This is a genomic window from Streptomyces sp. NPDC094448 (assembly GCF_044763775.1).
GTDB lineage: Bacteria > Actinomycetota > Actinomycetes > Streptomycetales > Streptomycetaceae > Streptomyces.
On record NZ_JBIWGU010000013.1, the window covers coordinates 163,373 to 182,950 of the forward strand.

At 73.1% G+C, this 19,578-nt stretch carries 16 protein-coding genes; 1 reads left to right on the forward strand and 15 read right to left on the reverse strand.

Annotation, left to right across the window (positions count from 1 at the left end):
• Positions 1–51 precede the first annotated feature (51 nt).
• The 14 genes from ACIQ9E_RS24940 to ACIQ9E_RS25005 all read right to left on the reverse strand — a co-directional run bounded on the left by ACIQ9E_RS24940 (position 52) and on the right by ACIQ9E_RS25005 (position 15,338).
• A complete protein-coding gene (locus ACIQ9E_RS24940) occupies positions 52–1,722 on the reverse strand; it encodes a class I adenylate-forming enzyme family protein (protein WP_403710517.1) in 1,671 nt (556 codons plus the stop codon).
• On the reverse strand, positions 1,709–3,148 hold the full coding sequence (locus ACIQ9E_RS24945; RefSeq protein WP_403710519.1) for a lyase family protein: 1,440 nt from the start codon (positions 3,146–3,148) through the stop codon (positions 1,709–1,711). The genes ACIQ9E_RS24940 and ACIQ9E_RS24945 overlap by 14 nt, the downstream gene beginning before the upstream one ends.
• 476 nt (positions 3,149–3,624) lie before the next feature.
• Positions 3,625–4,365, reverse strand: a complete 741-nt coding sequence (locus tag ACIQ9E_RS24950; RefSeq protein ID WP_403710521.1) for a 4'-phosphopantetheinyl transferase family protein — start codon at positions 4,363–4,365, stop codon at positions 3,625–3,627.
• Positions 4,362–5,516: a C45 family autoproteolytic acyltransferase/hydolase gene (locus tag ACIQ9E_RS24955; RefSeq protein ID WP_403710523.1), complete on the reverse strand. Its 1,155-nt coding sequence runs from the start codon at positions 5,514–5,516 to the stop codon at positions 4,362–4,364. Before ACIQ9E_RS24955 ends, ACIQ9E_RS24950 begins: the two co-directional genes overlap by 4 nt.
• Before the next feature lie 20 nt (positions 5,517–5,536).
• A complete protein-coding gene (locus tag ACIQ9E_RS24960) occupies positions 5,537–6,481 on the reverse strand; it encodes a 3-oxoacyl-ACP synthase (protein ID WP_403710525.1) in 945 nt (314 codons plus the stop codon).
• A gap of 81 nt (positions 6,482–6,562) precedes the next feature.
• Positions 6,563–7,048, reverse strand: a complete 486-nt coding sequence (locus tag ACIQ9E_RS24965) for a MaoC family dehydratase (RefSeq protein ID WP_403710527.1) — start codon at positions 7,046–7,048, stop codon at positions 6,563–6,565.
• Positions 7,045–7,509, reverse strand: coding sequence for a MaoC family dehydratase N-terminal domain-containing protein (locus ACIQ9E_RS24970; RefSeq protein ID WP_403710529.1), 465 nt, complete (start codon positions 7,507–7,509; stop codon positions 7,045–7,047). The genes ACIQ9E_RS24965 and ACIQ9E_RS24970 overlap by 4 nt, the downstream gene beginning before the upstream one ends.
• A 179-nt stretch (positions 7,510–7,688) precedes the next feature.
• Entirely contained in the window at positions 7,689–9,161 is a 1,473-nt protein-coding gene (locus ACIQ9E_RS24975) for a UbiD family decarboxylase (protein WP_403710531.1), read from the reverse strand.
• Complete coding sequence (locus ACIQ9E_RS24980) at positions 9,158–9,853, reverse strand: non-oxidative hydroxyarylic acid decarboxylases subunit B (protein WP_403710533.1); 696 nt, start codon at positions 9,851–9,853, stop codon at positions 9,158–9,160. Before ACIQ9E_RS24980 ends, ACIQ9E_RS24975 begins: the two co-directional genes overlap by 4 nt.
• A gap of 83 nt (positions 9,854–9,936) precedes the next feature.
• Positions 9,937–10,455, reverse strand: a complete 519-nt coding sequence (locus ACIQ9E_RS24985) for a hypothetical protein (RefSeq protein WP_403710535.1) — start codon at positions 10,453–10,455, stop codon at positions 9,937–9,939.
• The gene (locus ACIQ9E_RS24990; RefSeq protein ID WP_403710537.1) at positions 10,452–11,072 is read right to left on the reverse strand and encodes a beta-ketoacyl synthase chain length factor; all 621 of its coding nucleotides are present in this window, start codon (positions 11,070–11,072) and stop codon (positions 10,452–10,454) included. Before ACIQ9E_RS24990 ends, ACIQ9E_RS24985 begins: the two co-directional genes overlap by 4 nt.
• Positions 11,069–12,220: a beta-ketoacyl-[acyl-carrier-protein] synthase family protein gene (locus ACIQ9E_RS24995; protein WP_403710539.1), complete on the reverse strand. Its 1,152-nt coding sequence runs from the start codon at positions 12,218–12,220 to the stop codon at positions 11,069–11,071. Before ACIQ9E_RS24995 ends, ACIQ9E_RS24990 begins: the two co-directional genes overlap by 4 nt.
• 378 nt (positions 12,221–12,598) lie before the next feature.
• Entirely contained in the window at positions 12,599–13,306 is a 708-nt protein-coding gene (gene fabG / locus ACIQ9E_RS25000; RefSeq protein ID WP_403710541.1) for a 3-oxoacyl-ACP reductase FabG, read from the reverse strand.
• A gap of 619 nt (positions 13,307–13,925) precedes the next feature.
• The gene (locus ACIQ9E_RS25005; RefSeq protein WP_403710543.1) at positions 13,926–15,338 is read right to left on the reverse strand and encodes a transcriptional regulator; all 1,413 of its coding nucleotides are present in this window, start codon (positions 15,336–15,338) and stop codon (positions 13,926–13,928) included.
• A 645-nt stretch (positions 15,339–15,983) separates the two neighbouring features.
• On the opposite strand from ACIQ9E_RS25005, the gene ACIQ9E_RS25010 reads away from it, so the two are divergent.
• Positions 15,984–17,777: an AMP-dependent synthetase/ligase gene (locus ACIQ9E_RS25010; protein WP_403710545.1), complete on the forward strand. Its 1,794-nt coding sequence runs from the start codon at positions 15,984–15,986 to the stop codon at positions 17,775–17,777.
• A 120-nt stretch (positions 17,778–17,897) separates the two neighbouring features.
• Here ACIQ9E_RS25010 and ACIQ9E_RS25015 read toward each other — a convergent pair whose 3' ends face one another.
• Positions 17,898–19,397, reverse strand: a complete 1,500-nt coding sequence (locus tag ACIQ9E_RS25015) for a peptide MFS transporter (protein WP_403710547.1) — start codon at positions 19,395–19,397, stop codon at positions 17,898–17,900.
• Positions 19,398–19,578 lie beyond the last annotated feature (181 nt).

Genomic DNA, 19,578 nt, shown 5'->3' on the forward strand with positions numbered 1-19,578 from the left:
CGTACGGGACGGGACGGGGAAGCCCCGCCGCCGTGGGTCGTACGGGACGGTTCAGCAGCCGCCGATCAGCTTCCGGGCCTCGGCCCGCACCACCCGCTTGAGGACCTTGCCGGTGATGCCCACGGGGATGGTGTCCTCGGTGACGATGGCCGCGCCCGCCACCCGCGGCAGCCCGGCCCGGCCCAGCGCCTCGTTGATCCAGGCCGTCGGATCCTGCGGTGCCTCCGCCCCGTCGACCAGGTTGACCAGGGCGTACACCGTGGCCACGCCCTCGTCCTCCCAGCCGAACTCCACCCCCTCGTCGGCCAGTCCGACCACCGTGCAGTCGAGGATCTCCGGGTACTCGCGCAGCAGCACCTCCTCGGTGTAGGCGCTGTAGACGAACCCCTCCTCCGTACGGATCGCGTCCGTCGTCCGGTCCAGGTGGTAGAAGGTGTTCGCGGCGTCCCGGTAGGCCAGGTCACCGGTGAGGAAGTAGCCGCCCAGCCACTGCTTGTGCCAGCGGACGTTGTCGTTCCAGAAGCCGGGGGTAAGCGATTTGGAGCGCACCCCGAGCCGGCCGACCTGTCCGGGCGGCAGCACCGAACCGTCCTCCCCGACCACCGCGGCCTGCGCGAACCGCATCGGGCGGCCGATGCAGCGGCCGATCACCGGACCGCCCGCCCGGTGCACGAAGTCGAAGAGCACATAGCCCATCTCGGTCGACCCGAACATATCGATGAAGATCGCGCCCGGGACCTTCTTCGGCTTCAGATCGGGGCCGGTGACGGTGTGGTAGCCCTTGTCCAGCAGCCGCCGGATATGGACCGCGTGGGCCGCGTCGCCGGAGGCGTAGTACGCCTCCACACTGGTCAGATCCCGGTCGGTCAGATCCTCCGCCGCCATCTCCGTGAAGGTGTGCGTGAAACCGAAGACGATCGTCGGACGGTGCTTCTCGATACCGTCGAGCACGGCCTTCCCGCTGGGGTCGGTGTAGTGGACCACCGGCGCGCCGAGCGTGAGCCCCAGCAGGGTGTTCGACATCGCGGACACATGGTGGCCCGGCAGGGCCAGCAGCCGCTTCCGGGTGGAGCAGTCCAGACCGTCCGCCAGCCGGCTCAGCGCGCCGTGGAACAGGGTCTCGTGGGTGTGGAACGCCGATTTGGGGATGCCGGTGGTGCCGGAGGAGTGGGAGATCAGGATCGGGTCGCCGGGGGCGTGCCGGAACGGGTAGCCGGCCGGGCGGTGCTCCCGGTTCCCCGGCTCCACCTCCGACTGGAGCGCCACGAACAGCGGCGGCTCGTCGTCGTCCAGATGCGCCAGCAGATCCGCGTGCCAGGGCTCACGGGTCATGATGCCGACCACCCGCTGGCGGCGGATGTACTCCCGGCGCGTCTCGGCCGGCATATTCGCGTTCACCAGCGAGGCGATCGCCCCGATACCGGTCAGCGCCATCAGATTGAGCGCGAAGTCGGTGATGGAGGTCGAGACGATCGCGACCGCGTCCTTCGCCCGCACCCCGGCCCGGGTGTAGAAACCGGCGTACTCCGCGACCACCTCGTGCAGTGCGCCCAGGGTCAGCACCTCGGGACGGCTGCCGTCCGGGGCCCGCCAGGTGCCGTCGAGCCACAGCACCTCCTCGTCCAGGGAGCGGCCGTACAGCGGGAGCCGGTGGATCACGTTCCCCGCGCCGAGCGCCGCGTCCGCGAGCACCTTCTGCCGGAGGTCTTCACTGATCATCATCTGCGGTCTCCGAATCCTCGTCGTCCTCGTCGTGCTCTGACAGGTGCGGTGGGTGCTGTTCGTGCGGTACGGGCCCGGCCGGGCCCGGTTCCGGCGGGGGCGCGGCGGCCCGCCGGACCGCCCGGTCCACCAGGGGTCCGGCGGCGCCCAGATAGCCCGCGGGGTCGAGGAGTTCACCGGGCGCGAAGGACATCTCGTCCGCGCAGCCCGCCTCCGCCAGGGCCGGCCGCAGCGCCTCGGCCGGTGGGATACCGCCCGCCGTGCCGCGTACCGCCCGGGTCACGATCTCCTTGGCCCGGGTCCGGCCGAGTTCGGCGGCGAGCGCCACGGACAGCCGTTCGGCCATCAGCCCTGCGCCGGTCAGAGCGGTGTTGGCGCGCACCCGGTCGACGGAGACGGCCAGCCCCTCGGCGAGTTCGGCGGCGGTGTGCGCGGCGCCGCCGGTGAGCCGCAGGCACTGCCGCAGCGGCTCCCACTCCGCGTGCCAGGCGCCCGCGGACCGTTCGTCCTCGGCGACCAGCGACTGCTGGAGCACCAGCGCGTACACCGGGACCTGCCGGGCCGCCGACGCCACCAGGGTGCTCAGCACCGGATTCCGCTTCTGCGGCATCGCCGACGACCGGCCGCGGCCCGCGGCGGCGGGCTCGACGACCTCGCCGATCTCCGTCCGCGTCAGCACCAGCACATCGGCGGCGAACTTGCCGAGCGCGCCCGCGGCCAGGGACAGTACGGCGCCGAGTTCGGCGACGGGGGTACGGACGGAGTGCCACGGCACCTCGGGGACGGCCAGCCCCAGCCGTCCGGCGACCAGCTCCACGAGCCGCAGTTCGGGATGGTCCCCGGCCGCCCCGGCCGCCCGCAGCTGGTCGTGGTAGGCGGCCAGGGTGCCCGCGGCGCCGCCCATCGACACCGGCAGGCCCCGGGCCAGCAGCGCGCCCACCCGGTCGTGGGCGTCGGAGGCCAGCGTCAGCCAGTTGGCCGCCCGCAGTCCGACGGTGGTCGGTACGGCGTGCTGGGTGAGGGTACGGGCGGCGGCCGGGGTGTCCCGGTATGTCCGGGCCGCCGCGGCCAGCGCCGTACGGATCCGGCCCAGATCGCCGTGGAGCAGCTCCAGGGCCCGCCGGGCGACGAGCATCGCCGCCGAGTCCAGGACGTCCTGACTGGTGGAGGCCGCGTGGACGTGCCGGGCGGCCTCCGGGTCGGCGGCGGCGACGAGTTCCGTGAGCCGTGATACGAAGAACACCACCGGATTGGCGGCCTCCCGCCCCCGCCGCGCCAGCGCCACCGGGTCGAGCCCGCCGCCCGCCCCGGCCGCCCGCACCGCGTCCCCCACCCCGCGCGGTACGGCCCCCAGTTCGGCCTGCGCGTCCGCGAGGGCGCCCTCGAACTCCACCATCGCCGCCAGCCAGGCCTCGTCCGAGGTCACCCCCTCCACCGGCGTCCCGGCCCATACGGGTGCCAGCAACCCCGCATCGACCCCGGCGCCCCGGCCCCCGGGCCGGGTGGGTTCACCGGCCGGACGGCCCTGGGCCCCGCTCAGGCGGCCGGGCGCCGGTGCGGGTGCCGCCGCAGGTGTTCCGGCGCCCCGGCCACCGGAGTTGTGGCCGGTGGGCTCACCGCCCGGACGGCGGGCTGCCGCCCTGGATGGTTCCGGTGCGGTTCCGGTCGTGAACTCTCCGGCGGTGGACGCGCGGGGCGCGTTCCCGGCCGGTATGGTTCCGCCCCCGGCCCGGTGGCCTGCCTGCGGCGCCGGGTGATCCGCCCGGCGGCCCGGACCGGGACCCGGGTCCCCGCCGCGGGAGCCCGCCGGGCGCTCCGGACCGGGGAGCCCATCGCCCCCGGGCGCCCCCGGGGCCCGTACCCCTTCCGGCGCGGAACGCGCCCCTCGCGCCGCCTCCCCGCTCATCGGCCCACCCCCACCGGCCGTGGCGGCCGGACCGCGCCGCAGGTCACCACCGCCGTCATCACCCGCGCCGACGGGCCCGCCGCGCGCGGCCCGCGGCCCGCCGACGCCACCGCCAGCCGGTCCGTACGGCCCCGCCACACCGCCCCGCCGGTCCCCCGGATCCCGCCGAGGGCGCACCGCGCCGAACCGGGCGGGCGGACCAGCCGCACCTCGCGGCCGCCGCGCGCCAGCCCCCGCCCCGATGCCTTGACCGCCGCCTCCAGCAGGGTCCAGGCCGAGAAGAACGCCTCCGGATCGTCCAGCCCGCCGAGCGCGGCCGCACCCGGATAGACCGTGCCCAGCACCCGGCCGCCCGCGCCCACGGGCCGTACCAGCTCCACGTCCACCCCCACCGGCCCGCCGTGCCGGACCGCGACCAGCAGCACCCCCGCCGACCGCGACCAGCTCACGTACCAGCCCGGATGCTCCGGCAGCACCGGCCGCCCGCCCGGCTCCGCCGCCAGCCGCACCCCCGCCGCGGTGCCCCCGAGCACCCCGGCCAGGGTGCGGCGGACCGCCGCCCGCGACCGTGTGTACACCGCCGCCGCCGCCGGATCCCGGAACCGGTCGGCCCGCTCCCGCTCCGGCCCCGACAGCACCGACCGCGCCGCCCGATCGTCCCCGCCCGCGCCCGGCGCGTACAGATCGATCAGCCGGCACTCCACCGCCGCCCGCGGCGGCCGGACAGCCGCGCTCATGACCCCGCCGTCCCGGTCAGCGCCCGCGCGCTGAAAACCCGCGGGGTCTCCGACGGCCGCGAACCCAGCAGATGCAGATCACCGAAAGCCGGCCGCATGGCCACCATCGCGACCGTCCGCTCCCGCCGGATGTTGCCGTTGCCCGGCACGAAGACCGGCGGCGCCGAGAGCAGCGCCAGATGGTCCCCCGGCAGCGCCGCCTCCGGCAGCGCGTCGAGCCGCAGCGAACACGCCTCCAGCCGCCGCAGCGACGAATTGCGGGCAAAGACGTTCAGCTTGTCGTACGGGATGAACTCCCGGTGCAGAAAGTGGTTCGTGTGCACGGTCCGCAGCGCACGGACCGTGTGCATCCGCCCGTCGAGGAACTCCGTACACGCCGCGCCTTGCGGATCGCAGAGCGTCAGCGAGCGCGAACTCGCCAGTTTCAGCCCCTCCAGCACCCCCAGTGCCTCGTCCACCGAGCCCGCACTGTCCAGGACATGACGGACCGCCAGATAGGGCGGCAGCCCCGGCCGCCACCGGCCGCCGAGGACCAGGTTGATACCGACGGCCAGACCGTCGCTGTTCATCCCCAGATAGCCGAGGAGCCCGCCGAAGCTGAGGACCAGCACCCGGCGCGAGGAGCCCGCCCGGTCGATGGACAGCAGCCGGCTCTGGTCGTCGAGATCGCCGCTGAGATCGACGGTCTGCGCCAGCACCGTATGCGGCCCGTTCGGATCGACCCGGGCATAGGTGGTGCAGTCGCCGCCCGGCCGCCGGATATCGCGGTAGCCGGTGATCTCCCGCCGCAGCTGGAGCAGCAGCGCCTGCTCATGGCTGATGCCCGCGCCCGCCGCCAGCCCCCGGATCTCCTCCGCCAGCTCCGGTACCGCGGTCTCGATCTCCCGGCGGAATTCCGTGATCAGCGGCCGGAGACCGGCCGTCGTCACCGGGGTGTCGAGGAGGTGGTTGATCCGGGCGAGCCCGTCGTCGAGGAACGCCCGCAGCCCGGCCGCCCGGGCGGCTCCGTGCTGCCGTCCCAGCTCGAAGGGGTCCCCGGCCAGCCGCAGCAGCGCGGCCGGGGCCCCGGCGCCGTCCCCGGCTGCCTCACCGCCGTCCGGCCCGCCCGTTCTCCCGGTTCTGTACGTGTCGTGCTGTCCGTGTCGGTGCATGGTCCGGCACACCCTTCCCGTCAGGGGCACTTGCGGAGCAGTACGCCGTGCCGGGCCCCCGGCACGCTGGACGCCAGCAGATACAGCCCGTCGTCCGCCGCCTCTCCCGCGGCGAGCAGATCGGCCAGATTGATCAGTGGATCGGCGGCGAAGCAGTGCCCGAGGCGCTCGATGTTCCCGGTGCGCATCCGGTCGGGGCCGAACCCGGCCTGCCGCTCCTTCATGGTGATCAGCGGCCGCACCAGATTGGCCGGCAGCAGTGCGGTGACCTTCTCCGGCGGGACGCCCGCCGCCCGCTCCAGCCGCTCGTTCACGGCGACCGAGAGCCGGGCGTCGATCCGGTCCAGCCGCCCCAGCACCTCCGGGTCCTGCGCGGACGCGGTGGCGAGCACCCTGAGCCGCTCCCGCTCCGGCCCCTGCTCGGCCGCCCCCACCAGACAGCTCGCCGCGCCATCGCTGAACAGGGCGAACTTCTCCAGCCGCAGGGACTCGTCGAGCACCCGGTCCGTGGTCACCACCAGCACCAGCCGATGGCTCCCGGACCGCACCAGGGCCTCCGCCACCCGCAGCCCGGCGAGCAGGTTGTTGCAGCGGTTGAGCGTCACCCCGCAGGTGAAGCCGGCCCGGACCAGCCCGAGACCGCGCAGGACCGACCCGACGAGCCCCGCGTGGTCGTCGACGCCCTCCGGGAACGAACTGCTGCACACGACCAGCCCGTCGACCGCCTCCGGATCCGCCCCGGCGGCGGCCAGGGTCGCGGTCCCGCTGGCGACGGCGAGTTCGGCGGTATCCCTGGAGGTACGGAAGAAGCTGCCCCAGCCCCAGATATCGGGCGCCATGGGGATGCCGTACCCGGCCACCCGTCCCGCGAGGTCCGGCACGGCCGTATAGGGCTCCTCGGTCTCGCCCAGCACATAGCGGGGCGCGAGCAGGAAGACCGGGGAAGACACCGGGGGAGTGCTCATCCGTCCTGGGGCTCCGTTCGGGATCGCCGTGCACGGGCAGAAGGAAGAAAAAGGGGGGAGGGGAGGGGACGGGACGGCCTGTCAGCCCCGCGGTTTCTGCACGGGGGGCGGTTCGGCCCGCAGGCGGACGACCGCGCGGGCCTCGCTCAGCACCTTCGTACCGCCGCAGGTGACCGTCAGGTCGATCCGGACCAGGCCGTCGCCGAGCCACCGCGCGACCCGCCCGCCGACCTCGACCAGGGCGCCCCCGGCGTCGTCGGGGACCGGCACCGGACGGCTGAACCGGGTGCGGTACTCGACGACCGCGCCCGGATCGCCCGTCCAGTCGGTGACCGCGCGGGCGGCGATCGCCATCGTCAGCATGCCGTGCGCGACGACATCGGGCAGTCCGGCCTCGCGGGCCACGCGCGGGTTCCAGTGGACCGGGTTGAAGTCCTCCGCGGCGCCCGCGTAGCGGACCAGATCGGACCGGGTGAGGGTGACCGTCAGCGTCGGCAGCTCCGTACCGTCTCCGTCCGCCGCCGGATCCACCGCAGAAGTCTTCGCCCCTGCTGTGCCTGCTGTCATGCGGGCTCACCTCCTTCCACGGCGCTCAGCGCCACGAACGTCATATGGGTGGTGACGACATGGCCCCCGTCGCCGTCGGCGAGATCCGCGCGGAGCGTCAGCACGTCCCGGCCGCGCAGCCGCTGCGCCCCGGTGATCTCCAGCACCGTCACCAGCCGGTCGCCCGCCAGGACCGGCCGGGTGTACTCGAAGCGCTGGTTGCCGTGGATCAGATACGTCGGGTCGAAGCCGATGTCCTCGTACCGGAAGACCTCCTCCATCGCGCGGGCGACCACGGCGAACGGGAAGGTCGGCGGGGCGGGCACCGCCGGATGGCCCAGGGCCCCGGCGGCTTCGGGATCGGTGTAGACGGGCGCCGGATCGCCCACCGCCCGTGCGAACCGGCGGATGGTCTCGGGCTCCACGGGATAGGGCGTGGCGGGCGGGTACGTCGTACCGACGCAGCCGGTGTCGAGTGGCATGTCGCTTCCTTCGGTCGAAGGCCCAGGGGGCACGGAACGCGGGAGCGGGGTACTTCACGGGCCGGTGCCGGGGCCCGGCCGGGGTTCCGGTGGTGTGTCGGTTCGTCTCGGTGTGTCGGTGTGTCGGTGTGTCGGTTCGTCGGTGCGTCGGCGAGTGGAGCGGCCCGGCGGACGCGGCGTCAGTCGTCCCAGTGCCGGACGACCCTCCGGCGTACGTCCTCCGGATACGCCTGCGCGAACGACGCGTGCCGCAGCCGCCCCTCGCCCCAGGCCGGCAGCAGCCCGTCCACCAGCACGCTCGGACCGCGCATCGCCGCCCGCTCCTCCGGCGAGAAGCAGGACATGAACGGCAGCACCCGGCTGTCCCAGAACTGCCGCCGGTCGCGCGGATGGAGCCGGGTCGCCAGCGCCCACAGCAGATCGCGGTCGTCGGCCGGGTCGATGTCGTCGTCCAGGACATAGGTGACGGGCAGCATCGCGCTGGGACCGCCGCCGTTGTGCATCACCTCACCGATCCGCCGGACGAACTCCGCACTGCCGGCGCCCGGCAGCACCGAGCGCCAGTTCTCCGGGACGGTCACCACCGCCCAGTGCATGGCCGCAGCGAACGGCACCCACACCGTTGTCACCGGCAGGCCCGCGGCCCGCAGCGCGTGCAGCACCTTCGCCGCCCGCCCGGTGCCGGTGACCGTGTGGTACTCGTCCGGCGGCCGGCCCTCCGCGACCAGTGGCCACACCGGTTCGTTCCGGTGGGTGACCGCCTCCACCGAGAAGACGGGCTGCTGCGAGGTGTGCGTGGAGGCGTATCCGGCGTACTCGCCGAACGGCCCCTCCAGACTGTCCCGGCCCACCGACAGATGCCCTTCGATCACCACCTCGGCACCGGCGGGCACCTCCAGATCGACCGTCTCGCAGCGCACCAGCTCCAGCGGCTCCCCGAGCAGCGCGCCGATATAGCCGGCCTCGTCGACCCGTTCGGGCAGCGGGATCCCGCCGACGAAGGGGATCGCCGGGGCGCCGCCCTGCACCAGCGCGTACGGCATCGGCTCGCCGCGCTCCACCCACTGCTCCCACACCAGCCCCAGATGCTGCGGCGGGACGACCAGACCGGTCATCCGCCGCCCGTCGAGGCGCATGATGCGGGTGATGGACCAGTTGGTCCAGGAGCCGTCCGGAGTCTTCGCGATCACGACGCCCCAGGTGTTGAGGTAGTCGCCGCCGTCCTCCTCGTGGATCCGGGGGATCGCGAACCGGTCGAGCGTCGCGTCCGCGCCCAGCAGGACGTTCTCCTTGCAGGGCGCCTGCTCCCGGGGCACGGTCACCGGCGGCACCGGCGGCGCGTCCCGGGTCCGTACGAGATGGTCCACCAGCTCCGCCGCGCCCGTATCGGCGGGCAGCCCCACCGACAGGGCGATCCGGGCCAGCGGCAGATCGGGCCGGGAGCCGACCCCGGCGGGGGCGCCGAACAGCCGCATCCCGATCCGGTCCTCCGCGACGGAGGTGAACAGCGGCGCGGGGGAGCGCAGTTCGTAGGAGCGGCGGGTGATCGCCGCGGCTTCGAGATCGGCGCTGACGGTCCGGTCGACGGTCCGCAGATCGCCGAGTGCGTCGAGGGCGTCGAGATACGCCCGGAGATCGGTGAGGTGCTTCATGACGCCCCTCCAGGGGTCGCGGCGAACGGCCGGACGAACGGCCCGGTCTCCGGTCCGGCCGGACGGGCCCCGGGCATGCCCTGCCAGCGGCGGGCCCGGTGCGATGCGATACCGAACTGGTCGAGGACGCGGGCGACCAGATGGTCGACCATGTCGTCCACCGACGACGGGCGGTTGTAGAAGGTCAGCACCGGCGGCATGACCACCACGCCCATCCGGGACAGGGTCAGCAGATGGTCGAGGTGGATCTCGCCGAGCGGGGTCTCCCGGGGCACCAGGACGAGCCTGCGCCGCTCCTTGAGGGTGACGTCGGCGGCGCGGGTGATCAGACCGTCGGCGTAGCCGGTCCTGATGGACGCCAGGGTCTTCATGCTGCACGGCATGACGACCATGCCGTCGGTGCGGAAGGAGCCGGAGGAGATCGCGGCGCCCTGGTCCTCGGGGGAGTAGGCGACATCGGCGAGCGCGGCCACGTCACGGGCGGTCAGGTCGCTCTCCGTCTTCAGCGTCGCCCGCGCCCAGCGGCTCATCACCAGATGGGTCTCGACACCGTCGTGCTGCCGCAACTCCTCCAGCAGCCGGATGCCGAGGACCACCCCGGTGGCCCCGGTCAGCGCCACGACCAGACGCCGGGGCCCGGCCGCCCCGGCGTCGGGCGCCGGAGTCCGGCTGCGGTTCCGTTCGGCCGGCATCACACGGCTCCTCTCACCTTGCGTGGTGGTCGGTGGTCTCGGGCCCGGTACGCGGCAGTCCCTGCCGTCCACCGCGGCCGCCGTCAGTCCGGGGCCCGCAGACAGGCGCGGAAGCGGCAGGATGCGGCGCCCTCGCGCATACAGGCCACGACCTCGTCGTCCGCGGTGACGCCGATGCCCTCGAACCAGCCCGCGCGCAGATCGAGACAGGGGCAGTCGTAGCCCTCCAGGGAGCGGCTCGCGGCCAGCATCTTCAGCGCGAAGTGTTCGCTGACCTCGGTCTCCCAGACGCCGTCGGCCTCGTCGAACTCGGTGGCGTCCAGCCGGACCATGGCCCGGGTGAACATCAGCCCGGCCAGCTCCTGGAGGACGGCGGCCACTTCACGCGGCCCGCTGCCGGGCGGGGTGGGCTTGCGGCGGCTGTAGAGGGTGGCGACCCGGCGGGCCACGAACCGCATCACCTCGGCGTTCAGCTCGTTGGCTGCCTCCTGGCCGAACCGGGTCTTCACCGCCTGGTACCAGCGGGCGTCGTGCAGCCACCACGACCTGCGCAGCAGCGCGATCTCGGAGGAGAGCGGGAACTCCACGGCACGCTCCCTCATTCCGCCACCCCTTCCGGCCGTGCCACGACGGATCCCGCCGGGCCCCCGGCCACGGCGGCGCCCCGGACCAGCAGGGCCTCCGCGCTGTCGGGTTCGCCTTCGCCGACGCCCAGTTCGACCAGGACCACCAGTACGTCCCGGGCGCTGCCGTCCTCGGCCAGCAGCCCCGCCAGCTCCAGCCCCTCGGCCCAGGGGTCCCCGGCCGGGCTGATGCAGATCACCGGCCCGCCGAGACCCCAGCGGGCCGACACCACCCCCAGTACGGCGCTGGGCACCGACTGGTAGAAGAGCAGCGGCGACGCCTTGGTGCCCCGGTCGACGGAGCCGGTGACCGCGGTCTCGGTGGCCATATCGCCCAGCCGGGAGACCAGCACCAGACCGGTGTCCCGGCCGTCTTCGGGGGGTGCGGGCGCGGTGCCGTGGAAGGCGGTGAGACAGCGGTCGGCGACATGGGCGAAGAGGGGGCCGAAGGGGGAGGCGGTGAAGCCGGGCAGGTTCGGCGGGCCGCCGGGGCGTGCGGCCGGATCCCAGCCCGCCCGGGCCAGCACGGTCAGACCCGCGGCCGTAGCGGCGCCGGTCATGGCAGTGGTCGTGGCGGCGGTGGCGGCGCTGGTCATGGTGCGCTCACCACCAGCGCCGTGTTCGCCCCGCCGAAGGCGGAGTTGAGGCTGACGGCATGGCGGACCTCCCGCTCGGTCGGGGTGTCGAGGACGAGGTCGAGCCGGCAGTCCGGGTCGGGCCCCAGATAGCCGGAGTTCACCGGCAGCAGACCGGTCCCGACGGTCAGGACGGTGATGACGAGTTCGACCATTCCGGCGGCCTGGAGGGCGTGCCCGGTCAGCGATTTGGTCGAACTCACCGGGATCCGCTCCGCCAGCTCGCCGAACACCCGGTGCATTCCGGCGGTCTCGGCCGAGTCGTTGTACGGGGTCCCGGTGCCGTGCGCGTTGACGTAGTCGAGGTCACCGGGGCCGAGCCCGGCCCGGCGCAGCGCCAGCTCGATGGAGCGGGCCATGCCCAGGCCCTGCGGATGCGGCTGGCACACATGGTGGGCGTCGCCCGCCATGCCCCAGCCGGAGAGCCGGGCCAGCGGGCGCATCCCGTCGCGGCTGCCGGCCGCCTCCAGCACCACCACGCCCGCGCCGTCACCCAGCAGCAGGCCCTTGCGCCCGGCGCTGAAGGGCCGCAGCCGGCCGTCGGCCGCCAGAGCCCGGCCCGCGTCGAAGGTGGTGAAGGATTCGGCGTCGACCAGATGCCCCGCCGCGACGGCCACCCGGTCCCGGCGGCCGGTCGCGATCAGCACGGCGGCTTCGGCCACCGCCGCGCCCGCCGCGACACAGGCGTTGATGTACGTCCGGCCCGGCGCTTCGAAACCGCACTCCTGCGCCAGCCATCGCGCGGTATCGCCGATGGGCCGTTCGCGCTGCTCGGCGCGGGGCAGCCGGGAGACGGCGGGGTCGGCGTGCCGGGCGGCGAGCAGCAGGGTCTCCGCGCGTTCGGCGGGGGAGAGCCCGGCCTGTTTGCACGCCTCCTCGGCCAGGGTCTTCAGCTCGGTGTCCAGGTCGAGGTCGGCCGGGCCCTGGGCGGCGATGCCCACCCGGTAGCGGTCGGTGTCGAACCGGGTCACGGGGGCGAACGCGGGGACGCCGGAGCGGATCCCCTCGCGCAGGGCGTCGACGCCGTGCCCGTATCCCGTGGTCACCGCCATCCCGGTGAGGACGACGGGCCGCGGGGTGCGGGCCGCCGCTTCGGTGGTGGTGGTCATCCGTCGCCTCCCAGCGTCGGTACGGAGCGGAGGTCGTCCCGGCGGGCCGGGGCGGGCCGGGGACCGCCCCCGACCCGGATCTCTGAATTCCAGGTGCTGCCCGGCCCGGTCGGCGGATTCCGGTCAGGCCACCGGAGCGGAGAATTCCGGCACCCGGTGCCCCGGCCTCGCCGATGCGGCGCGCGGTGGCGGCCGTTCCTTCCCGGCCCGGGATTCCCGGCTGTTCCGTATCCCTGTGCGGGCCCGTCCCCGACTCCGTACCGGCGTTCGGCAGAGCTGCCGTCCAAGGTTCCGTTCAGGGTTCCGTCGGTGGTTACGGTGCTGCCCCGGTATCCGGCCCCGGCCGGATATTCCCCGGGATTTCCCGGCCCCTCCACGTCAGTGCCCCATTCCCATACCGCCGTCCACCGGGACGACCGCGCCCGTGATGTACGAGGCCCCGGGCGAGGCCAGGAACTCCACGGCGGCGGCGATCTCGTCGGGGGCGGCCATCCGCCCCAGCGGTATCTGTCCGACGATCCGTTCGCGCTGGGGGGCGCTGAGCGCCTCGGCCATCGCGGTGTCGGTGAGCCCCGGCGCCACCACATTGGCGGTCACCCCGCGCGGCGCCAACTCCCGGGCGAGCGAGCGGGCCAGTCCGATCAGCCCCGCCTTGGACGCCGCGTAGTTCACCTGGCCCGCGACCCCGCTCAGCCCCGCCGTCGACGAGATGATCACGATCCGGCCCGACCGGGCCTGCACCATCTGCCGGGCGGCCCGCCTGACCACGCGGAAGGTACCCGTCAGATTGGTGTCGAGCACCGCCTCGAAGTCCTCGTCGGACATCCGGATCAGCAGCCCGTCCCGGACGATCCCGGCATTGGCCACCAGCACCTCGACCGGCCCGTGCGCGGCCTCCGCCTTGGCGAACGCCTCGTCGACGGAGGCCGGGTCCAGCACATCGCAGGCCACACCGAGCAGCCCCTCCTCGGGCGACCGGCCCGACCGGCAGGCCACCGCCACCCGGTCGCCCGCCGCGCCGAGCCTGCGGGCCACGGCCAGACCGATTCCCCGGTTTCCTCCGGTGACGAGGACAGAACGGCTCATGAAGAAACTCCAGCCCGGTCGGTGGTCGCGGAAAATGACATCGTGCCGCCCATTCCGAACCGGGTTCCGCAGGAAGACGACAATGGTTCAGTCCACCGAAGGCGGACCCCGGGGGTTTGCCGGAGCGGGCACATAAAGTTTTGGCCCATGCTTTCCGGTTATGCCATATGGCATGGTGTGCCTCGGCTGTGCCTCGCTTTTCGGCCACCGGCGCGCAGCACACCGGGAGCACACGGTTTTCCGCCACCGGCGGCCGGACCCCGCACCTGCTCGTGGCCCCGGACCCGCACGGGCTCGTGGCCCGGGCTCCGGACCCGTACCCGCCTGCGAACCCGGACCGCACCGCTCGCGAACCCGGACCGGCCCCGGACCTGTATCCGCCCCCGGACGCCCTGCGGCCGCCCGGCACCGTCCCCTGTGCCGGGCGGCCGCAGGCCGTACTGCTACCGGGAAGACCACCGGAAGACCCGCCTCGGTCTCCCGCTCCCCGGACTTCGTTCGTCTCACCGGGCGGGCCTCGACTTCCCGCACCTTCCCGGGTCCCGCCGGACCGTTCCGGCGGACCGCGCTCCCGCTCCGGGGGCGCCGCACGGCGCAGCCGTACCGCCCCCGCCGCGGCTCAGCGCCGCTCGTGACGGGCGGCCCGCAGCGCGGCCCGGATCCGCTCCGCCGCGGCTGCCTGCACCCCGCCCAGCAGCGCCGACGCCTTCGCCTCCGACTCCGCACCGGCCACCGGATCGCCGAGGGCCAACTGTGCCTCGGCCGCCCGCAGCAGATACATCGCCCGGACCATCGGCGGCAGGTTCAGCCCCGGGCCCCGGCGGCTGAAGAGCGGATCGAAGTGCAGCAGCGCCCGGTCCGGCTGATCCATGTCCAGCAGCGACACCGCGTCGATGCAGCTCAGCCAGGACTCGGAGCGCAGCGGCAGGATCGGCAGCCCCGCCGCCGAAGTGGTGCAGAGCGCCCGGCGCCCCGCCGCTATCGCCCGGACCCGGGCCGTCTCGTCCCCGCGCTGGGCGTGGATCCGGGCGGTCTGGGCGTACAGCAGTGCGTGGAGCGCGGGGTCGGCCGTCCCGTTCGTATGGCGGTCGAGCAGCTCCCGTACCGCCGCCAGCAGTTCGGCGGCCTCCTCGTGCATCTCCAGGTCGAGGTACTGGCCCACGTGCATGGTGAGCACGGCGGCGGCCACCTCGGGGTCGGCGGCCGCCGTGGCGCACCGCAGCGCGGCGACGTAGAACCGCTGGGCGTTGACGTGCTCGCCCTGCAGCCGGGCGATGAAACCGCAGACCGACAGCCCCTCGGCGGCCAGGACCAGGACCTCACGGCCGGTGTGCAGTGCCTCGGGGGAAGCGAGGAAGTGGTCCGCGAGATGCCGCAGTTCCAGCTCCGTCGCGGGGGCCAGCCAGCTCGCCGAGAACTTGGCCGCGAACTGGTGCAGCGTCCGCAGCCGGGTGCAGGCCTCCAGCAGGGAGCCCGGTTCGGCGCTCTCCGCCTCGGCGGGCGGCATCCGGCCCACGACCCCGCGCGGCGCGACGGTCGGGGCCAGCGACACCTCCTCGCTCACCGCGTCCAGCCAGTTCTTCACCAGCGACCGGGCGGCCCACCCGGTGGCCAGCAGATACTCCTGCTGAAGCTGTTTGCGGCCGGCGACCGCATCGAGAATGGCCTCGGGGACCGCGGCACGGGTCCACGGTAATTCGAGCTGCCGGGTGTCGCCGTTGGCCAGATGCAGCCAGTCGGGCCAGTCGAGCCTGAGGACCTCCTCCTGCGGGACGGCGTGGATATGCGCGATGGCCAGCTGCGCGGTGCGCTCCGGCACTGCTCGCCCGGCCTCCCAGCGGGAGACCTTCTCACGGCGCGCGGCCATCTGGCCGAAGCCCAGTTCGGCATGGGTGGTGGCAATCAGCTGTGCGTACTCGCCGTGCGTATAACCGGCCTTGGTCCGCAACGCGGCCAGGGGATGGCGGTTGCGCCCGGTGGAACCGGGGAAGCCGGGAAAGGGGGATAGGGCGTTCCAGGTATCGCTGCGCATGAACGTGGTGCCTCTCGGTCGAGTGCTTCCTGTGCTGGACCGGGTGGTTGGCCGGGTCGGGACAGAGCCCTCCTGCGCCCTCGGAGCCCGAGGGGCGGAGGCCGTGCTCCCAAGCAGGTGGACGAGAGCCCGCGGGGGGAAGACGCCGTACGCGGCGACCGCGGCGGCCGGACCGGCGAGTACCGGGGCGGGACTGCCCCTCCACTCCTCCCGGGTCCGCCGGGTGCGGCCGTACGACGGCAGCGCAAACCCTGGGCGCTTCAACAGGTCTGACACCGGGACCCGTGAAACACCGGACCACCTGCCCGGAGGCGGTGGTCCACGGCACGAACGGCTCTCGAAGGGCGGGCGCCCGGCCGCGCGCCGGTCCGGCCTCCGCCGCCCCGGCGCCCCGCCGCCCGACGGCGCTCCGTCAGCGTCGTACGGTGGGGGAGCGCCATGCGGCAGAGCGGGCACAACCGTCCCCTTCATGACACAAGAAACATATTGGGTCCTTGGGAAAAGTCCAGCGGTCCGGCATCTGTACCGCCTCCCTTACCCACTGGTAGCGTCCGCAAGCGGCTGGTAGCGTCCGAGCCCGCCGGACCCGGTTCTTCCGATGCGTCTCAGCCGACACCACAGCGTCGCCGAGAAGGAGGAAGAACCGTGCGCGAGTTCACCGTTCCGGCCCTGTACGACGTGCCGTCGGACGGCAATCTGACGGCCATCGCGATCCGGAACGCCACCGACTACCCGGACCGTGCCGTCCTCGCCCGCAAGGAGCACGGCCACTGGCGCGACATCACGGCCACCGCCTTCCTGGCCGAGGCCAAGGCGGTGGCCAAGGGCCTGATCGCCGCCGGGGTGCAGCCCGGGGACCGGATCGCCCTGATGTCCCGCACCCGCTACGAATGGACCCTCTTCGACTTCGCGATCTGGTTCGCCGGAGGCGTCTCCGTACCCGTCTACGAGACCTCGTCCGCCGAACAGGTCGAGTGGGTGACCGGGGACTCCGGCGCCGTCGCCTGCATCGTCGAGACCGCGGAGCACCAGGCCGTGGTCGAGGGCGTACGGGAACGGCTCCCGCTGCTGAAGCACCTCTGGCGGATCGACGCCGGCGCGGTCGCCGAACTGACCGGGTCGGGCGCCGGCATCACCGACGAACTGGTCGACGAACGGGCCGCCGTCGCGGACGCCGACTCCCTCGCCACCATCGTCTACACCTCCGGCACCACCGGCCGCCCCAAGGGCTGCGAGCTGACCCACCGCAACTTCCTCGCCGAGTGCGGGAACATCATCGGCCGCAATCCGGAGATGTTCTCCGCCGACGCCTCCGTCCTCCTCTTCCTCCCGCAGGCCCATGTCCTGGGCCGGGTCGTCGAGATCGGCGCGCTGATGGGCGCGGTCAGACTGGGCCACGTCAGCGACCTCAAGGACGTCTCCGCCGAGCTGGCCGCCTTCCGGCCCAGCTACCTCCTCGGCGTCCCGAGGGTCTTCGAGAAGGTCTACAACTCCGCCCGCGCCCAGGCCAGGGCGGCCGGCAAGGGCAAGATCTTCGACAAGGCCGTCGACACCGCCATCGCCCACAGCCGCGCCCAGGACGATCCGTCCGGCCCCGGCCTCGGTCTGCGCCTGCGCTACGCGCTCTTCGACAAGCTGGTGTACGGGAAGCTGCGCGCCGCCCTCGGCGGCCGCGCCCGCTACGCCATCTCCGGCGGCGCCGCCCTCGGCGAGCGCCTCGGCCACTTCTACCGCGGCCTCGGCATCCTCGTCCTGGAGGGCTACGGACTCGCCGAATCCTGCGCGGCCACCACCCTCAACCCGCTCGACCGGCAGAAGATCGGCACGGTCGGCCAGCCGATCCCCGGCACCGGGGCGAAAATCGCGGAGGACGGCGAGATCCTCCTCAAGGGCGAGCACATCTTCGCCGGCTACTGGAACAACCCCGAGGCCACCGCCGCCGTCATGTCCGGCGACTGGTTCCACACCGGCGATATCGGCACCCTCGACGCCGACGGCTACCTCCGGATCACCGGCCGGAAGAAGGAGATCATCGTCACCGCCGGCGGCAAGAACGTCGCCCCCGCCGTCATCGAGGACCGGATCCGGGCCCATGCCCTGGTCGCCGAGTGCATGGTGGTCGGCGAGGGCAAGCCGTTCGTCGGCGTGCTGGTCACCATCGACGAGGAGTTCCTGCCGCGCTGGGCCGCCCAGAACGGCAAACCGGACGGGATCACCGCGGCCGAACTGCGCGACGACCCGGTGCTGCTCGCCGAGATCCAGCAGGCCGTCGACGACGGGAACGCCGCCGTCTCCAAGGCCGAGTCGGTCCGCAAGTTCAGGATCCTCGAATCCCAGTTCACCGAGGCGTCGGGGCATCTCACGCCGTCGCTGAAGCTGAAGCGCACCGTCGTCCTGCGGGACTACGCCAAGGAGATCGACGCGATCTACGGCGACTGAACGCTCCCGGCGCCGGTCACGCACGGGCCGGTCACAGCCGTACGACGGCGGAGCCCCCGGCGGATCCTGCGATCCGCCGGGGGCTCCGGCCGTATGTCCCGCACCCGGTCCGTCAGTGCGTCAGTGCACGCCGCCCATGAGCGCCTTGACCTTCCGGCGGTACATGAAGACGCCCGCACCGGCCAGGAGGGCCAGCGCGCCCTGGCTGGCGAACCACGCCTCCGTACCCGTCGGCGCCCCGACGAGCTGGAGGAGCGCGATGACCGAGCTGCCCGCGGTGACCGCGAGGAACCAGACGCCCATCATCTGGGAGGAGTACTTCTCCGGCGCCAGCTTCGTCGTCAGCGACAGGCCGACCGGGGAGAGGCACAGCTCGCCGACGGTCTGCATGAAGTACACCGAGACCAGCCACATCGGGGAGACCTTGGTCTCGCCCGAGGCCACGCCCTGGGCCAGCATCATCACGAAGAACGAGCCGCCGATCAGCAGCAGCGCGGTGGCGAACTTCGACGCGGTGCTGGGCTCCTTGTTACGGCGGCTCAGCCACACCCACAGCATGGCGAAGAGCGGGGCCATCGCCATCACGAAGAGCGGGTTCAGCGACTGGAACGCGCTCTCGGCGAAGTCGAAGCCGAAGATCGAGGTCTCGGTGTCGTTCTTGGCGAACAGGGTGAGGACCGAACCGCCCTGGTCGTAGATCGCCCAGAACACGGCGGCGGCGACGAAGAACCAGATGTAGCCGGTCATCCGGCCCTGCTCGACCTGCGTCAGGTCCTTGTCGCGGCGGATCCGGAACAGGTACCAGGCCGGCAGCAGCAGACCGAGGACGGTCAGCGGCCACAGCACCCAGTCGATGTGGAAGTTGCCCGACAGGCCCACGACGGCGTACGCGGCGGCGGCCACGCCCAGCCAGATCAGGCCCTTCTTGACCAGCGCGGTCCGCTCGGAGGCGGGCAGCGGGTTCGGGACCCGGGTGGACTCCTCGTTGAGGTGGCGGTAGCCCAGGAAGAAGAAGAGCAGACCGATCGCCATACCGACACCGGCCAGCGCGAAGCCGAGGTGCCAGTTCACCTTCTGGCCGATCGCGCCGATCGTCAGCGGCGCGACGAAGGCACCGAGGTTGATGCCCATGTAGAAGATCGTGAAGCCACTGTCACGGCGCGAGTCGTTCTTGTCCGGGTACAGATGGCCGACCATCGTGGAGATATTGGCCTTGAGCACACCGGAACCGGCCGCGATGAACGCCAGACCCAGGAAGAACGAGAACTGCGCGGGAACGGCCAGCAGGAAGTGACCGGCCATGATCACGATACCGGCGATCGCCACCGCCTTGCGGGCGCCCCAGACCCGGTCGCCCAGCCAGCCGCCGGGGAGGGCGAGCAGATACACCATGGCGTTGTACACGGAGTAGATCGCGACCGCGGTCGCGTCCTTCATGCCGAGTCCGCCGTCGGCCACCTCGGTGGCCAGGTAGAGCACGAGCAGCGCCCGCATGCCGTAGAAGCTGTAACGCTCCCACATCTCGGTCATAAAGAGATTGGCCAGGCCACGAGGGTGGCCGAGGAAGGTCTTCTCGGTCTCGGCAGAGCCGGCCGGAGCCTTCGTCAGGCTTGACGCCATGGTCGTTCCTTGCGTTCGGGACGCGCCGCGGGGTCCGCGGGAATGCGCCCGGTGGGGGGTGACCGGCACCGGTGGGAGAGCGTCCCGCCCCACGCCCGAGGGGTTCGCATCCGGCGTGGGGGCCGAAGGCGGGGACGTGTCCGCACCGGGATCCACACCCCGGTCGCGTCATTGCGCTCGG

Bases quoted from the DNA above. Each gene is read 5' to 3' on its own strand.
- ACIQ9E_RS24940 (WP_403710517.1), bottom strand. From the start codon at position 1,722: ATGATGATCAGTGAAGACCTCCGGCAGAAGGTGCTCGCGGACGCGGCG.
- ACIQ9E_RS24950 (WP_403710521.1), bottom strand. From the start codon at position 4,365: ATGAGCGCGGCTGTCCGGCCGCCGCGGGCGGCGGTGGAGTGCCGGCTG.
- ACIQ9E_RS24955 (WP_403710523.1), bottom strand. From the start codon at position 5,516: ATGCACCGACACGGACAGCACGACACGTACAGAACCGGGAGAACGGGC.
- ACIQ9E_RS24960 (WP_403710525.1), bottom strand. From the start codon at position 6,481: ATGAGCACTCCCCCGGTGTCTTCCCCGGTCTTCCTGCTCGCGCCCCGC.
- ACIQ9E_RS24965 (WP_403710527.1), bottom strand. From the start codon at position 7,048: ATGACAGCAGGCACAGCAGGGGCGAAGACTTCTGCGGTGGATCCGGCG.
- ACIQ9E_RS24970 (WP_403710529.1), bottom strand. From the start codon at position 7,509: ATGCCACTCGACACCGGCTGCGTCGGTACGACGTACCCGCCCGCCACG.
- ACIQ9E_RS24975 (WP_403710531.1), bottom strand. From the start codon at position 9,161: ATGAAGCACCTCACCGATCTCCGGGCGTATCTCGACGCCCTCGACGCA.
- ACIQ9E_RS24980 (WP_403710533.1), bottom strand. From the start codon at position 9,853: ATGCCGGCCGAACGGAACCGCAGCCGGACTCCGGCGCCCGACGCCGGG.
- ACIQ9E_RS24985 (WP_403710535.1), bottom strand. From the start codon at position 10,455: ATGAGGGAGCGTGCCGTGGAGTTCCCGCTCTCCTCCGAGATCGCGCTG.
- ACIQ9E_RS24990 (WP_403710537.1), bottom strand. From the start codon at position 11,072: ATGACCAGCGCCGCCACCGCCGCCACGACCACTGCCATGACCGGCGCC.
- ACIQ9E_RS24995 (WP_403710539.1), bottom strand. From the start codon at position 12,220: ATGACCACCACCACCGAAGCGGCGGCCCGCACCCCGCGGCCCGTCGTC.
- fabG (WP_403710541.1), bottom strand. From the start codon at position 13,306: ATGAGCCGTTCTGTCCTCGTCACCGGAGGAAACCGGGGAATCGGTCTG.
- ACIQ9E_RS25005 (WP_403710543.1), bottom strand. From the start codon at position 15,338: ATGCGCAGCGATACCTGGAACGCCCTATCCCCCTTTCCCGGCTTCCCC.
- ACIQ9E_RS25015 (WP_403710547.1), bottom strand. From the start codon at position 19,397: ATGGCGTCAAGCCTGACGAAGGCTCCGGCCGGCTCTGCCGAGACCGAG.